Here is a 14,529-nt window from a genome sequence, read left to right as displayed (position 1 = left end):
CTGTCGCCGTGATGGAGCACACTGTATGGGTGCGCACGGTCGTCGTTCCTCATCCTGCGGACGGCCGGGGCCGTCGCGGTGCAAGCATCGTCGAGGTCGACGCATCCGGTGCGCCGCTCGGTCCGGTGCGGGAGTACCCCGAATTCGCGGATGCCGTCGCAGCGATCGAAGCCGAATCGCGACCGCGGTGGGTGTGGACCTCGACAGCAACGGTCTATCCCGAGTTGCTCCGCGCCGGCGTCCGGGTGCAGCGATGCCACGATCTCGCCACCACCGGCGCCATCCTCGCCGTGCGGGAGGGACTGCCCCCGCCCACTGCGGAGGAGCCGGTCGACGAGCGGCCCGGTCTCTTCGATGCGGCACCCGCCATCGACGTCGAGTCGGTGGTCGCGCAGTTCGCCGATCAGCGTCGCCGCATCTCCGGCGACGCCCGCCTCGAGCTGCTCACCGCCGCCGAATCGGCCGGCACGCTCGCAGCGGCCGAGATGGGTTTCGACGGGTTGCCGTTCTCGGCGCAGGCGCATCGTCGCCTCCTCGAGGACACCCTCGGGCCGCGCCCGACCGGATACGACCTGCCGAGCCGCATCGCCGAGGTGGTCGAGGAGGTCAGCGCCGCCTTCGGCCGCCCCGTGAATCCCGCCTCGCACAGCGAGGTGCTCGAGGCGTTCCGCCGCGAGGGCATTACCGTCGAGTCCACCCGCAAGCACGTGCTGCAGCGGATCGACCATCCCGCGGTGCCGCTGTTGCTGCGGCACCGTGAGCTGTCGAAGTTGTACAGCACGAACGGCTGGCACTGGCTCGACACCTGGGTCCGCGACGATCGGTTCCGCCCGGTGTACGTTCCCAGCGCCGTCGTGTCGGGCCGATGGGCGAGTCGCGGCGGTGGCGCTCTGCAGATCCCCAAGGCGCTGCGATCGAGCGTGATCGCCGATCCGGGACGGTCGTTCGTCGTCGCCGACGCGGGTCAGCTCGAACCGCGCATCCTGGCGGCGATGTCGGGTGATCGGCGCATGGTGGCGGCCGCCGGTTCGGACGATCTGTACGCCCCGGTCGCCGCAGCGTCCTTCGGCGGCGACCGCGCGAAGGCGAAGGTCGCGGTGCTCGGCGTGCTCTACGGCGCGACATCCGGCGACGCGCGTGCCCTGCTCACGGTGCTGCGTCGCAGCTTCCCGACCGCCGTCGACTTCGTCGAACGTGCCGCCCGTGCGGGTGAACGTGGCGAGGTGGTGCATTCGTGGCTGGGCCGTGCGTGCCCACCCGCTCCGGAGGGATTCCACTCGCACGGTGATGCGCATGCGCGCGGGCGTTTTACGCGGAACTTCGTCGTGCAGGCCACCGCGGCCGAGTGGGCGCTGTGCGTGCTCGCCGAACTGCGACGGCGACTGACCACCGATCCCGACCCGACCGTCGGCGATCTCGTGTTCTTCCAGCACGACGAGGTGGTGGTGCACACCGGCAATCCGGAACTCGCGTCGTCGCACATCACCGCGTCGGTCGAGGTGGCGACGCGCCTGATGTTCGGCGACACGCAGGTTCGTTTCCCGATGGACACCGCCGTGCGCAACGTCTACGCCGAGGATGCGGGCGGCGAGTAGGTGGCATGCGTCCACAGGTGGGTGACGGCGTAGGCCCGCCACGGCCGCCATTGTTCGGCGCGCTCGGCGGCTTCGCGCGCGCTCTCCACCTGCAGGGCTCGCCGGAGAACGAGATCGCCGGACGGATAGGCATCGCGGTCGCCGAGCCGTAGGGCCAGATAGTCGACGGTCCACGGTCCGATCCCGGGGAGCGCGAGGAGGTCTGCCGCGAACGAGGGTTGCTCCGGCGCCACCCCGTCGGCCGCGGCCCGGGCCAGTTCGGAGACAGTGCGGGCACGCGACTGCGTCGTGCCGATGACGGCACGCAGGTCGCTCTGCTCGACCGTCGCGAGTCGGTGCGGCGCAGGAAAACACCGCAACCCACCGGGTGCGTCGTCGCCGAAGGCAGCGACGAGACGTCCCGCGAATGTGCATGCCGCAGCGACACTCACCTGCTGCCCGAGCACCGTCGACACAGCGGTGGCGAACCAGTCGGTGGTGCCGACCACGCGCAGACCGGGATGGGTCTGCACGAGAGGTCCGAGCACGGGATCGGGCTCGAATGCCGCATCGACGACGGACGGGTCGACGCCGAGATCCAGCCACTGACGGACCCTCTCTTCGATTTCCTCGACATCCACGCGGGCGGCCGCCTCGACGTGAACCTCGAGATGCCGCACCTCCCCGCGTTTCCCGTCGTCGGGTGTCGCCGTGTCGTCGAAGCGGACGGTGATGTGCGCGGCACCGCCGTTCGTGCGGATCGCGCGGTGATGGGTGCCGGTGGCGCTGTCGTGGTGTTCGTATCCGGGGACGGTGTGGCTTCGCAGCGACGCCAGCATCGGCCCCACCGCAACGGGTTCGGTCACCGGAATCCGGAGGGTCGTGATCATGCCACTGACTCGAGTTGCAGCAGCGCCCTCTTCGCCTCGACTCCCCCGACGTACTGCCCCATGCTGCCGTCGCTGCGCACCACCCGATGGCACGGCACCACCACGGGCAGCGGGTTCTTCGCGCATGCCGTACCGACCGCCCGCACCGCGCGCGGGCTCCCGGCAGCGGCGGCGATCTCGGCATAGCTCGCCGTGCGCCCGTATTCGATCTCGGGCAGACGCGTGATCACTTCACGACGGAATCCGTCGGCGAGACGCAGATCGAGCGGAACGTCGAAATGTGTCCTCGTACCGGCGAAGTACTCGTCGAGCTGCCGGACCACCGGGTCGAGTCGGCGCGGCGCGTCGAGCACGCGCGGGCTGATCCGGCGGGAGAGTTCGTCGAGCACGGCGTCGGATCCGTCGGCGACGTAGGCGACCCGCACGAGTCCGACGGTGGTGGTGGCCAGCAGGAGCGGACCGACGGGGGTGTCGACGACGCGGAAAGCGACATCGAGCAACCCGGCCGCTTCGGCGTCGAGTACGAGCTTCTCCCGCAACCACGCGAGATCGGCCGATCCGACCGAGGGTTGTGGAAAGTTCATGAGCGACATCCTGTTCCGTGTTCGATCCGACGACGCAACGCAGCCCGACCGTCGGCCGCTGCGCGACGTGCCGCGGCCGGACTGTTGCCGAGGATCGTGCCGATCTCCGCGTAGGGCAAGCCCCCGACGTAGTGGTAGACCAGCGCCGCGCGCTGCGTGAAGGGAAGCTCGGCGACCGCGCTCCACAGTTCGTCGTCGCCCTCACCGGGGTTTCCCGTGGCCGACGCGGGTTCGGGGAGGTTCTCAGTGGGGACCGGCGTCCGCCCGCGCACCCGGTGGATGTCGACGGCCTTGCGGTGCGCGATGGTCACGAGCCACGCTTCGACGTTGCTGCCCGGAGGCAGATCGGGATAGGCGCGCAACGCCGCGAGGAAGGTCTCGGACCAGGCGTCGTCGGCGTCGACGGCTCCGAGCAGTGCGCGGCAGACCCGGAGGACCGTCGCGCCGTGGCGGCCGACCACCTCCTCGAAAGGAGGCAGGCTCGCCCGCGGTAGGTGATCAGGCAGGGACATGGGTATCGCCGGCGACACCGGGCTCGGCGGAACTCAGCACCCGTGCCTCCTGGTCGAGCAGGAAGCGTTTGCGCTCGAGGCCACCGGCGTAACCGGTGAGCTTGCCGCTGCTGCCGATGACGCGATGGCACGGCACGATGATGCAGAGCGGGTTACGGGCATTGGCCGCAGCGACCGCCCGTACCGCGGTGGGCCGGCCGAGGGCGAGAGCGATCTCCGAGTAGGTGCGCGTGGTGCCGTACTCGATCGTCGTCAGCGCCTCCCACACCTCGCGTTGGAACGGGGTCCCGACGGGAGCGATGGGGACGGTGAACCGGGTACGGCGACCCGCGAAGTACTCGTCGAACTGGGTGATCGCCTCGTCGAACCCCTCGGTGACCTGCTCGCCGAAACCGGTGCGGTCGGGCGCGGGGTGATGCTCGGCCATGTACACGCCGCTCAGGACGCCGTCGGTGTTCACCAACGTCAGCTCGCCGATCGGTGTGTCGATGACGGTGTGGGTGCGCAATGCGGTCACGGCCTCGATCCTTCCATCCGGTGTGTGCTCTGTACCGGGTAGACGAACGGGACGCCGAAAATGTGAGGTCCGTGATCACGACGATCGGACGTACTGCACTATGACGACATGATCTCGCTGCCTGTGCCCGCGCTCGGACTCTCGGTCGCCGGTTCCATCGTCGACGTCACCCGGACCGTGCTCGGACGCACCCGCGAGACCGCCGAGTTCGCGCTGTCGATCCCGGCGCGGGTGGAAAGCCTGCTCGGCGAGGCCGAATCGCTCATCGACTCGGTCGAATCGCTGATCCGCCGCATCGACAGCGTGGTCACCGACGCCACCGACATCGTCGAGGGAGCATCGGTCGCCGTCGCGCAGGCCACGCAGGTGATCGCCTCGACCATCGGCGTGGTGGAGGAAGCCGCCGACGCGGTCACGCGCGCCACGGAGATCATCGACTCGACGGGCGGGGTCGTGCGCGACGCGACGGCGGTCGCGGCGGACGCGCGGGTCGTCGTCGAATCCGCGGGCCGCAGCTCCGACGCCGCCGGGGAACTGCTCGAGACCTACAAGCCCCTCGCCGACCGGGCCGCTCCCCTGGCCACCCAGTTCGTCGAGGAGTTCTCACCGGAAGAACTGCGCGCGGCGATCAAGCTCATCGACCGGCTCCCCGAGATCACCGAGCGGGTCGACTCGGTCCTGCCCATCATGGCGACGCTCGACACCGTCTCCCCCGAGATCCACGAACTGCTCCTCGTCGCGAAGGACGTCCGACAGGCCATCGTGGGCGTGCCCGGCTTCAACTTCCTGCGCCGACGCGGCGAGGAGAAGGAGATCCAAGGTGATGACTGACCGCACCGCGGTCGGCGACGACTGACAGACCCCCGGAAGGCTCTACCGGTGGGCCGTCGAGAGGAACTGGTGCGTCGCCGCGTCGACGATCTCGTCGGGCGAGATGGTGATCTCGTCGTTCAACCACGCGGTGACCAGTTCGGCCAGACCCCCGACGAACAGCAGTCCGTTGATCTCACCCCGCTCCGGCGGCCACGCCCGGTCGCCGTACATGCGGGTCGCTTCGTCGGCGACCATCTGGGCGAAACTCCGTAGCGACGCTCGTCTGTGGGTGCGCAGGGGTTCGAAGCCGGCGGACTCGATGAGCGAGACCCGGCCCTTGCGCGGGTCGTCGGTGAGGATCGCGACGAACGACGCGATGGCGTTCCGCACGAGGTCTTCGAGTGTGCCCGTGCCGGCGCGGAGGACGGCGAGCACGGCCTCGCGCACCTCGTCGGCGATCTTGTCGAGGACCTGCTGCAGCAGATCGTCCCTGCTGGTGAAACTCTCGTAGAAGTACCGCTCCGTCAGCTTGGCGTGTGCGCAGATGGCGGTCATGGTGGCGCCGCTCTTCCCCGAGGCCGCGAACAGTTCCAGTCCTGCTTCGAGCAGGGCTTCGCGCCGCAGCGCGACACGCTGTTCGCCGCTCAGACCGGCGTAGCGGCGGGGCGCGGGGGAAGTCATGGGACCGATCTTGACAGACGCGATCGATGTGACGCAGACTACACCCCAATCTGACAGGGTCTCCTGTCAGATGTCCGCAGAACTGGAGGTTCGTCGTGACCCGGATCCTGGCGGCTCCCCCCGCCCACTCCCAGCTGCGCCCGGTCCCGGGACGATCGGGAATACCCGGTATCGGGCACGTCCTCGAATACATCCGCGATCCCCTCGCGATGATGCAGAAGCACTGGGACCGCTACGGCGAGGTCTCCTGCTTCTCGGCGGCCGGTCGACGCTGGATCTCGGTCCTCGGACCCGACGCCTGCCAGGAGGTGCTGCAGAACAAGGACCGGGCCTTCGCCAACGGCGACGGTTGGTCGGCACTGATCGGGCCGTTCTTCCACGGCGGCCTCATGCTCCTCGACTCGGAGGAACATCACCGGCACCGCCGCATCATGCAGCAGGCGTTCACCCGATCACGCCTCGAGAAGACCGTCGACGCCATGAACCCGTCGATCGCCGAGAAACTCGACAAGTGGGTTCCCACCGACGGATTCCGCGCCTACACGGCACTGAAGACACTCACGCTCGATCTCGCCACCGACATCTTCATGGGCGGCGCCGAGGACTCCACACCGGCCGAGATCGAAGCGGTGAAGAAGGCATTCATCGACTGCGTGCAGGCCGCGACCTCGATCGTCCGGTATCCCGTCCCCGGCACCAGATGGAAGCGCGGACTCGACGGGCGCCGGGTGCTCGAGGATTTCTTCCGGCACTATCTCCCGGCACGACGCTCGCGCGAGACGGACGACCTCTTCTCGGTGCTGTGTCACATCGAATCCGAAGCGGGACAACGGTTCAGCGACGACGAGATCGTCGATCACATGATCTTCCTGCTGATGGCCGCGCACGACACGTCGACCATCACGATCTCCACGATGATGCAGTATCTCGGGCAACACCCGCAGTGGCAGGACCGGTGCCGGGCCGAGTCGCTCGCGCTGGGCACCGCCGCACCGAGTCACGCCGATCTCGACGCGCTCGGCAGCCTCGATCTGGTGATGAAGGAATGCCTCCGGCTGGTCTCCCCGGTCCCGGTCCTGGCGCGACGGGCCGTGCGCGACACCGAGGTCCGGGGACACTTCGTGCCGGCCGGTACGTATGCCTCCGTGGCACCGCACTTCACGCACCACATGCCGGAGTACTGGCCGGAGCCCGAACGTTTCGACCCCGAACGCTTCGCGGAGCATCGACGCGAGGACAAGGTCCACCGCTACGCGTGGGAGCCGTTCGGTGGGGGCGTCCACAAGTGCCTCGGCATGCACTTCGCCGGGGTCGAGGTCAAAGCGATCGTCCACCAACTGCTGCTGCGCTTCGACTGGCACGTCGACCCCGGCTACGTCGCCCCGCTCGACTTCACGTCGTTGCCGTTCCCGTCCGACGGGCAGCCGGTCGACCTGCGACTGCGGTCGACCGACTCCGAACGTCAGGCCGTGTAGAGCATCAGGCGGTGTAGAGACCTGCGCCCGCGCGGCTGAGCACGAGCTTGGGCACCACGGCCCGCGACGACAGCTTGAGCAGCGCGTCGACGATCTCGACGACGTCGTTCACCTCGATCATGGACTCGGCCGGGATCTTGTCCTTGATCCAGTCGGACATGTCGGTGTCGACGTAGGCGGGTGCGAGCGCCGACGCCGAGATGCCGTTACCGGACTCCTCGGCGTTGAGCGTCTCCACCAGCGAGATCAACGCGGCCTTCGTCGCACCGTAGGCGGCGAGACCGGCCTCGGCGTAGACACCCGTGATCGACGAGAGCGCAACGATCTTCGATCCGCGGGCCGGATCGCTCTCCGCCTCGGCGCGCAGCAACGGCAGCGACGCCTGGATGAGCGCGAACGGAGCATTGAGGTTCACAGCGACCGTCTTGTCGAACCGCCGGGCCGGGAACTCGGCGATCGGGCCTGCCGTGCCGACACCGGCATTGAGGATCAGCGCCTTCATCGAACCGAACGCCTCGCGATGCGTCTCCACGACGCGGGCGGTGGCTTCCGGATCGGCGAGATCGGCTGCGACGGCACGTACCTCCTTGGCACCCGCCTCCCGCAGACGCTCGGCGACGCTCTCGAGGCGTTCCGCGCCGCGAGCGCTGATCGTCAGCGCGTAGCCGCGTTCGGCGAGGCGGGTTGCGATACCGAGGCCGATTCCTCTCGAGGCTCCGGTCACGAGCGCGCTGGTCACGCGTGTGCTCCCTTCAGTGCTGCGAGTCCTGCTGCCACCAGATCCGGCACGGCTTCACCGGCACGGTCGAAACCGTCGCCGACGGTCGCTCCGGCACGCCACCGATGGTTGATGCCCTCGGCGATGACGGCGAGCTTGAGGTAGGCCAGACCCATGTAGAAGTTCCAGTTGGCGATGTCGCGACCCGACGCCGTGGCGTAGCGCTGCACCAGATCGTCCGCCGCCGGCAGGCGGTCGCTCGACCATGCCGCCGGGAAGCCCAGGATGTCGTCGAGCGCCGGATGCCGGTACACGCACATCATGGCGAGATCGGTGAGCGGGTCGCCGAGGGTGGACAGTTCCCAGTCCACCACGGCGACGACGCGTGCCGGGTCGGTCGGGTCCAGGATGGTGTTGTCGATGCGGTAGTCGCCGTGGACGATCGACGGGGCGGGCGACTCCGGGATCGACTCGGCGAGCGCGGCGTGCAGCCGTTCGAGATCCGGCAGTTCGCGGGTCTTGACCCGGCCCCACTGGCTCGCCCACAGCTTCACCTGCCGGGTCACGTAGCCGTCCGGCCGGCCCAGTCCCCCGAGACCGACGGCCTCGAAGTCGACGTTGTGCAGTTCGGCGATGATGCGCACGAGTTCACCGACGCAGCGGTCGATCTCGTCGTCGCCGAGCGCGTCGAGGTCGGCTTTGCTGCGCACCACACGTCCGTCGACGAACTCGACGACGGTGAACGGCGCGCCCATCACCGAGTCGTCCTCGCACTGGACGACGGTGGGCGCGACCGGCACACCGGCGCCCTTCAGTGCCGACGTGATGCGGAACTCGCGGGCGACGTCGTGCGCCGACGGCGTCAGACCCGTGGTCGGAGGGCGACGCAGCACCCAGTGGGACCTGTCGTCGCGCAGCCCGTAGGTGAGGTTGGACTTGCCGCCCGAGATGAGCTCCGCCCGGAGTTCACCGTGGACGGTCACACCGGAGTCGGCGAGGAAACGCTCGAGAACGGCGAGGTCGAGTCCCTCGTGCACGGCGGTCATTTCGCGGCCTCGCGGGCCGCCTTGCGGACGGCGCCGACGGCACGCTTGGCGATGGCCCAGCGGTGCACCTCGGACGGGCCGTCGTACACGCGGAACGGCCGGACCTCGCGGGTGAGGCGTGCGATCGGAAGGTCTTCGGAGACACCGAGACCGCCGCACATCTGAGCGGAGCGGTCGACGATGCGGAAGATCGCTTCGGCGGCGAAGGTCTTGGCGATCGACGTGGCGTTCGAGGCGTGCGAACCCTGGTCGAGTTCCCAGCACGCCTGCACGAGCAGCGCACGGGTCGCGGCGATGTCGATCTCGTTGTCGGCGATCATCTTCTGGATCATGCCGAGATCGCCGAGGCGGGAGCCGAATCCTTCACGTTCCGCGACGTAGCGGACGGCGGTGTCGTGACCGCGGCGGGCGGCACCGAGCCAGCGCATCACGTGCGTCATGCGGGCAGGGCCGAGGCGCACCTGCGCGTAGGCGAAGCCCTGGTCGACCTCGCCGAGCACGGCGGAGTCGGGGACGAACAGGTCCTCGAAGTCGACCTCGCAGTGACCGCCGATCATGGAGCGGTCGAGGGTGTTGATATGGCGGCCGACCTTCAGGCCCGCGGTGTCGGCGGGGGCGAGGAACATGGTCGCGCCGCCGCGCTGGCCGGGCTCGCCCGAGGTGCGGGCCATGATGATGAAGAATCCGGCACCGTCGGCGCCGGTGATGAAGTGCTTGCGGCCGTTGATCTTCCAGCCACCGGAGACCTTCTCGGCGCGTGTATTCAGCGCGTTGGGATCGGCGCCGGCGCCGGGGGCGGGCTCGGTCATCGCGAAGGCCGAGCGCACGTCGCCGGCGGCGAGGGGCGCGAGGAACTGCTGCTTCTGCTCGTCGCTGGCGATGTGCGCGAGCATGTGCACGTTGCCCTCGTCGGGGGCGGCGATGTTGAGCGCGGTGGGACCGAAGAGCGAGTAACCCGCGGCCTCGAAGACCGGGGCGCGGTCGGACATGTTCAGGCCGTGGCCGCCGTATTCGACGGGTGCGTGCGGGGCGAAGACACCGGCAACCTTGGCGGCCTTCTGCAGATCCGCCCGGATCGCGTCGCCACCGGCCGCGGTGATGTCGCCACCGTGGGCGTCCTCGACGGGAAGCACCTCGTCGCGGATGAACTGTTCGGTCCGCGCGATGAGGTCCCGGACGTGGTCCGAGTAGGACAGGTCGACCGCCATGCTGAGCTCCTTCCGTACCGACCGATCGATCGCTCGGTCGAGTTCACGGTGGCATATCCCCGCCATCGGGTCAAGCCCGGAAGGCGCGCTCGGCTACTTCGCTCCGACCGCGCTCCGCGCGACCTGCAGGTAGCGGTGCACGATCTCGTCGGGCGACAGCGAGCCGTCCGGTCGGTACCAGCTCGCCACCGCGACGCACATCGTCGTCACGGCGCGACTGGCGTCCTGTGGGTAGGGGGTGGAGAAGGTGCCGTCGGCGACACCGGCCTCGACGATCTCGTCGATCATGCGCTGCTGCTCGTCCCGCAGGGCAACGAACGCGCGGCGGGCCTCGGGTTCCATGCTGCGCATCTCGGTCGACGCCACGAACGCCTGGTCGCGGCGGAACATGTGGAAGCGCAGCAGTGACTCGACGACGGCGTCGAACTTCTCGGAGGGGGTGGGTCCGGCTTCATCGATCGCCTGCCGGCTGCGCGCGAGCAGGTCGTGCAGCACGGTGGTCGTGAGCGAGACGAGCAGCGCCTGCTTCGACGGGTAGTGGTGGTACAGCCCGGGCACCGACAGACCGGATCGCGACGCGACCTCGCGGATGGACGTGCCGTCGTAGCCGCGTTCGGCGAACGCCTCGAGTGCAGCGGCGAGCGGCTTGGGCAGGTCGGTCGGACCGTAGTCCCGCCAAGAGCCGACGTCGCCGGAAACCGAATCCTCACGCGTGTCCATGCTCAACACCGTAAGGGACGGTTCCGGCGACGTCGGCGCTCGCAGGATCGAGAGCCGCTCGCAGGATCAGTAATCGTCCTCGCCGTAGAGGACGAGGCCGCGGAGGTTCTTGCCGGCGTGCATGTCGGCGTAGCCCTCGTTGATGTCCTCGAGCTTGTAGGTCTTGGTGACGAGGTTGTCGAGGTCGAGCTGCCCGTTGCGATACAGCTCGAGCAGCTTGGGGATCTGCGAGCGCGGGCCGGTGCCACCGAAGATGGCCCCTTGCAGGCGCTTCTGCAGCAGCGTCAGTTCGAACAGGCTCATCGTCACCTGCGAGTCGGTGGCGTGGCCCATGCCGACGACCACGACCTGTCCGCCCTTGGCGGTGAGACCGAGTGCGGGGCCGATGATGTCGCCGGTGATCTCACCGACGGTGATGACGGTGACGTTGGCCATCTGGCCCCAGGTGATCTCGCCGATCACCGGTGCGGCCTCCTCGATCGATGCGAAGACGTGCGTCGCGCCGAACGCCTTGGCCTTCTGCCGCTTGAACTCGACCGGGTCGATCGCGACGACGAACCGCGCCCCGGCGTGTGCCGCGCCCTGGACGGAGTTGATGCCGACACCGCCGACACCGATGACGACCACGGTGTCGCCGAGCTTGGTGCCGCCGATTTCGGTGGCCGAACCCCAGCCGGTCGCGACACCGCAGCCGAGCAGTGCCGCTTTCTCGAGCGGGATGTCCTTCTCGATCTTGATGACCGACGCCTCGTTGACCGTGACGTACGGCGCGAACGTGCCCAGCAGGCACATCTGCAGCACCGGGTCGCCGTTCAGCGTCGCGCGGTAGGTCTTGTCGGAGATCGCCTGGCCGGTGAGCAGGCCGGCGCCCTCGTCGCAGATGTTCTGCATGCCTTTGGCGCAGGCCCGACAGCGGCCGCAGGCGGGGATGAACGCGAGGACGACGTGGTCGCCCTCCTCGAGACCCCGTACTCCCGGGCCCACCTTGGTGACCACGCCCGCGCCCTCGTGACCACCGAGGACCGGGAAGGACGGAAGCGGTGTCGCCCCCGAGCGCAGATGCTCGTCGGAATGGCACAGACCCGAGGCCGCGAGGCGGATCTGCACCTCACCTGCGACGGGATCGCCGAGATCGATCTCCTCGATCTCCCACGGCTGGTTGATTCCCTTGACGACTGCTGCCTTCGTCTTCACCCGAGCCTCCTGAGCCGAAAGTGTGTGTGACGTGCGTCACGGCATTCAAACACTTATCGGACGTTAGAGCAACGGGTTCGGAACTCTTCCGCAGCAGCCATTTACCCGCTACATTCGGTAACAGACAACTTCTCGTGAAGGGCTCCAGCCATGATTCACGTCCGCCACAGCGCCGTCGCAGACATCCCCATCGACCTCGCGTTCTCCTACGTCGACGACTACCGGAACGTCCCCGACTGGATGTTCGGAGTGGCCCGCTTCCAACCCGTGAGCGAACAGGTCTCCGGCCTCGGTGCCGTCTACGACTCGACCATGCGCATCGGCCCCAAGGATCTCGACTCGCGCGTGGAAGTCGTCGAATGGGAACGCAATCGCGTGATCGTCCTCGACTCGATCGCCGGATTCCGCGCCGCGTCGTCGTGGACCTTCACGGACCTCGGCGACGCGACGCGGCTCGACGTCGACTTCGGTTACCGGCTGCCCGGCGGGATCGCCGGCCGCACACTCGGCATGCTCATCGAACCGATTGTGGGAACGGCGATCCGGCAGACCGAGCACGCGTTGCGCACGCGGCTCGGTCAGCTCGTCTAGGACCGGAATCAGAAGTTGCCGCGCGCGGCCTGCTCCCGCTCGATCGCCTCGAACAGCGCCTTGAAGTTGCCCTTGCCGAAGCCGAGCGAGCCGTGGCGCTCGATCAGCTCGAAGAACACTGTCGGGCGGTCGCCGACGGGCTTGGTGAAGATCTGCAGCAGGTAGCCGTCCTCGTCGCGGTCGACCAGGATGCCCCGCTTCTTCAGTTCGTCGATCGGCACCCGGACCTCACCGATACGGGCGCGTAGCCCCGGATCGTCGTAGTACGCATCGGGAGTCGCGAGGAACTCGACGCCCTCCTCGCGCAACTGGTCGACCGCAGTGAGGATGTCGTTGGTCGCCAGGGCGAGATGCTGTGCGCCCGGTCCGCGGTAGAAGTCGAGGTACTCGTCGATCTGCGAACGCTTCTTCGCGATGGCGGGCTCGTTGAGCGGGAACTTCACGCGGTGGTTGCCGTTGCACACCACCTTGCTCATGAGCGCCGAGTAGTCGGTCGCGATGTCGTCGCCGATGAACTCCGCCATGTTCGTGAAACCCATGACGCGGTTGTAGAAGTCGACCCACTCGTCCATGCGTCCGAGTTCGACGTTGCCGACGACATGGTCGAGCGCCTGGAAGATGCGCTTGGGCGCACCCTCGCGCTTGCGGTAGGTCGAGGTGCGCTCGACGTAGCCGGGCAGGTACGGACCGTTGTAGCGCGACCGGTCGACGAGCGTGTGCCGCGTGTCGCCGTAGGTCGCGATGGCGCCGATGCGGACGACACCGTTCTCGTCGCTGATCTCGTAGGGCTCCTCGAGGACGGTCGCCCCCTGCTTCCGGGCGTGCTCGATGCACTTGTCGACATCCGGGACCTGCAGGGCGATGTCGACCACGCCGTCACCGTGGAGGCGGTGGTGCTCGATCAGCGGGCTGTCCGGATCCACCGCACCCTTGATCACGAATCGCACGGCGCCGCTGCGCAGTACGTAGGCGTGGTGGTCGCGGTTGCCGGTGGTGGGTCCGGAATAGGCGATGAGTTCCATGCCGTAGGCGGACTGGTAGTAGTGCGCCGTCTGCGTGGCGTTTCCGACCACCCACACCACGGCGTCCCAGCCGCTGACGGGGAAGGGATCCCGTTCGCTGTCGTACTCCACGAGACCGACCAGGCGCCGGAGCTCCTCGGCGTCGAGCTGAGCGAGTCGTTCGCTGTCGGTCAGGGTGTATTCCAGAGTCATCGCTGCAACCTCCTGCCGCTCACTGCGGCACAGTCGTTGTGTCGTGTGTCACCAGGAGAAACCCACCTGTCGGTGCGACGCAACGTCGCCTTCGGGAACTGGTCCGACTGACTGGAATCCGCCGGAATCCGCACGCTCACCTATACAATCGGACTAGTTTTCGGCGCTCGATGGGAAGGAACCGCGATGCGCGAGCCCGTGCAGCTGGACGAATTGGATTTCGCTCTCCTCGAGGCCCTGCACGCCGACCCGAAGATCGGCGCGCTCGAGCTGTCCCGTCGGTTGAAGGTCGCGCGCGCCACCGTCTCGGCCCGCCTGCGACGCCTCGAGGACACCGGGGTGATCGCCGGCTACGAACCCCGGATCAACCTCGCCGCAGCAGGTTTCGATGTACAGGCGTTCGTGACGATGGAGATCGTGCAGGGCGCGCTCGAAGACGTCACCGAGGTCCTCGAAGGCATCCCCGGTGTCCTCGAGGCGTTCGCCACCACCGGCGCGGGCGACGTCCTGTGCCGGATCGGAGCCGAATCACACCTCGGTCTCCAGCAGACCCTCATCGAGCTGAACCGCTCCTCGATCGTCGCGCGGTCCACGAGTGTGATGGTGCTGTCGGAAGTGGTGCACTACCGGGCGATGCCGCTGCTGCGCACCCTCGAGCCGGAACGATCCGCGAAGGCACCGGCCTACCGCCGCTGAACCGATCACGTCCACAATCCGTCTCCGACTAGCCGGATTGCACAGAAAAAAGCGCTCCGGGCATCCGGACCCTCCGCACGCTGCACAGTTCGATGA

At 68.1% G+C, this 14,529-nt stretch carries 16 protein-coding genes; 5 read left to right on the top strand and 11 right to left on the bottom strand.

What is annotated here, in order from left to right; all coding sequences use genetic code 11:
* The first annotated feature begins 29 nt into the window (after positions 1 to 29).
* On the top strand, positions 30 to 1,595 hold the full coding sequence (locus ACPCXD_RS01195; RefSeq protein WP_423657980.1) for a bifunctional 3'-5' exonuclease/DNA polymerase: 1,566 nt from the start codon (positions 30 to 32) through the stop codon (positions 1,593 to 1,595).
* Here the strand turns inward: ACPCXD_RS01195 and ACPCXD_RS01190 are convergent.
* From ACPCXD_RS01190 to ACPCXD_RS01175, 4 genes are read right to left on the bottom strand one after another with little or no spacing between them, the layout of a single operon-like run.
* A complete protein-coding gene (locus ACPCXD_RS01190) occupies positions 1,568 to 2,464 on the bottom strand; it encodes a DNA-3-methyladenine glycosylase family protein (protein ID WP_423657978.1) in 897 nt (298 codons plus the stop codon). The two genes, ACPCXD_RS01195 and ACPCXD_RS01190, sit on opposite strands and share 28 nt — an antisense overlap.
* Positions 2,461 to 3,057 (bottom strand): methylated-DNA--[protein]-cysteine S-methyltransferase, encoded by a 597-nt coding sequence (locus ACPCXD_RS01185; RefSeq protein WP_016692523.1) that lies wholly within the window; start codon positions 3,055 to 3,057, stop codon positions 2,461 to 2,463. The genes ACPCXD_RS01190 and ACPCXD_RS01185 overlap by 4 nt, the downstream gene beginning before the upstream one ends.
* A complete protein-coding gene (locus tag ACPCXD_RS01180; protein WP_202399568.1) occupies positions 3,045 to 3,560 on the bottom strand; it encodes an RNA polymerase sigma factor in 516 nt (171 codons plus the stop codon). The genes ACPCXD_RS01185 and ACPCXD_RS01180 overlap by 13 nt, the downstream gene beginning before the upstream one ends.
* Positions 3,547 to 4,077, bottom strand: a complete 531-nt coding sequence (locus tag ACPCXD_RS01175; RefSeq protein ID WP_160874521.1) for a methylated-DNA--[protein]-cysteine S-methyltransferase — start codon at positions 4,075 to 4,077, stop codon at positions 3,547 to 3,549. The genes ACPCXD_RS01180 and ACPCXD_RS01175 overlap by 14 nt, the downstream gene beginning before the upstream one ends.
* Before the next feature lie 108 nt (positions 4,078 to 4,185).
* Here ACPCXD_RS01175 and ACPCXD_RS01170 point away from each other — a divergent pair, with 108 nt between their 5' ends.
* On the top strand, positions 4,186 to 4,908 hold the full coding sequence (locus tag ACPCXD_RS01170; protein WP_088898650.1) for a ribulose 1,5-bisphosphate carboxylase large subunit: 723 nt from the start codon (positions 4,186 to 4,188) through the stop codon (positions 4,906 to 4,908).
* A gap of 42 nt (positions 4,909 to 4,950) precedes the next feature.
* Here the strand turns inward: ACPCXD_RS01170 and ACPCXD_RS01165 are convergent, their stop codons facing one another.
* Positions 4,951 to 5,571 carry a TetR/AcrR family transcriptional regulator gene (locus tag ACPCXD_RS01165; protein WP_016692527.1) on the bottom strand — a complete coding sequence of 207 codons (621 nt, stop codon included), beginning with the start codon at positions 5,569 to 5,571 and terminating at the stop codon, positions 4,951 to 4,953.
* A 95-nt stretch (positions 5,572 to 5,666) separates the two neighbouring features.
* Here ACPCXD_RS01165 and ACPCXD_RS01160 point away from each other — a divergent pair, with 95 nt between their 5' ends.
* On the top strand, positions 5,667 to 7,046 hold the full coding sequence (locus tag ACPCXD_RS01160; protein WP_230824983.1) for a cytochrome P450: 1,380 nt from the start codon (positions 5,667 to 5,669) through the stop codon (positions 7,044 to 7,046).
* Between the two features lie 4 nt (positions 7,047 to 7,050).
* Here the strand turns inward: ACPCXD_RS01160 and ACPCXD_RS01155 are convergent, their stop codons facing one another.
* The 5 genes from ACPCXD_RS01155 to ACPCXD_RS01135 form a co-directional block, all read right to left on the bottom strand.
* Positions 7,051 to 7,785 (bottom strand): SDR family NAD(P)-dependent oxidoreductase, encoded by a 735-nt coding sequence (locus tag ACPCXD_RS01155; protein WP_230824981.1) that lies wholly within the window; start codon positions 7,783 to 7,785, stop codon positions 7,051 to 7,053.
* Entirely contained in the window at positions 7,782 to 8,810 is a 1,029-nt protein-coding gene (locus tag ACPCXD_RS01150; RefSeq protein ID WP_423657973.1) for a phosphotransferase family protein, read from the bottom strand. The genes ACPCXD_RS01155 and ACPCXD_RS01150 overlap by 4 nt, the downstream gene beginning before the upstream one ends.
* Positions 8,807 to 10,018, bottom strand: a complete 1,212-nt coding sequence (locus ACPCXD_RS01145) for an acyl-CoA dehydrogenase family protein (RefSeq protein WP_088898706.1) — start codon at positions 10,016 to 10,018, stop codon at positions 8,807 to 8,809. Before ACPCXD_RS01145 ends, ACPCXD_RS01150 begins: the two co-directional genes overlap by 4 nt.
* 93 nt (positions 10,019 to 10,111) lie before the next feature.
* Positions 10,112 to 10,738, bottom strand: a complete 627-nt coding sequence (locus tag ACPCXD_RS01140; RefSeq protein ID WP_088898646.1) for a TetR/AcrR family transcriptional regulator — start codon at positions 10,736 to 10,738, stop codon at positions 10,112 to 10,114.
* Between the two features lie 66 nt (positions 10,739 to 10,804).
* On the bottom strand, positions 10,805 to 11,932 hold the full coding sequence (locus ACPCXD_RS01135) for an NDMA-dependent alcohol dehydrogenase (RefSeq protein ID WP_423657970.1): 1,128 nt from the start codon (positions 11,930 to 11,932) through the stop codon (positions 10,805 to 10,807).
* 150 nt (positions 11,933 to 12,082) lie between these two features.
* On the opposite strand from ACPCXD_RS01135, the gene ACPCXD_RS01130 reads away from it, so the two are divergent.
* A complete protein-coding gene (locus ACPCXD_RS01130) occupies positions 12,083 to 12,523 on the top strand; it encodes an SRPBCC family protein (protein ID WP_160874525.1) in 441 nt (146 codons plus the stop codon).
* Between the two features lie 8 nt (positions 12,524 to 12,531).
* Here the strand turns inward: ACPCXD_RS01130 and hppD are convergent, their stop codons facing one another.
* Positions 12,532 to 13,737: a 4-hydroxyphenylpyruvate dioxygenase gene (gene hppD / locus ACPCXD_RS01125; RefSeq protein ID WP_160874527.1), complete on the bottom strand. Its 1,206-nt coding sequence runs from the start codon at positions 13,735 to 13,737 to the stop codon at positions 12,532 to 12,534.
* 186 nt (positions 13,738 to 13,923) lie between these two features.
* Between hppD and ACPCXD_RS01120 the strand changes: the two genes are divergently transcribed.
* On the top strand, positions 13,924 to 14,433 hold the full coding sequence (locus ACPCXD_RS01120; protein WP_059382783.1) for an Lrp/AsnC family transcriptional regulator: 510 nt from the start codon (positions 13,924 to 13,926) through the stop codon (positions 14,431 to 14,433).
* The last annotated feature ends 96 nt before the right edge of the window (positions 14,434 to 14,529 follow it).

The sequence above is a fragment of the Rhodococcus sp. AB351 genome, from assembly GCF_049538275.1.
Classification (GTDB): Bacteria; Actinomycetota; Actinomycetes; order Mycobacteriales; family Mycobacteriaceae; genus Rhodococcus.
Note: the sequence above shows the minus strand (reverse complement) of the source record. Positions and strands in the feature narration are given on the sequence as shown.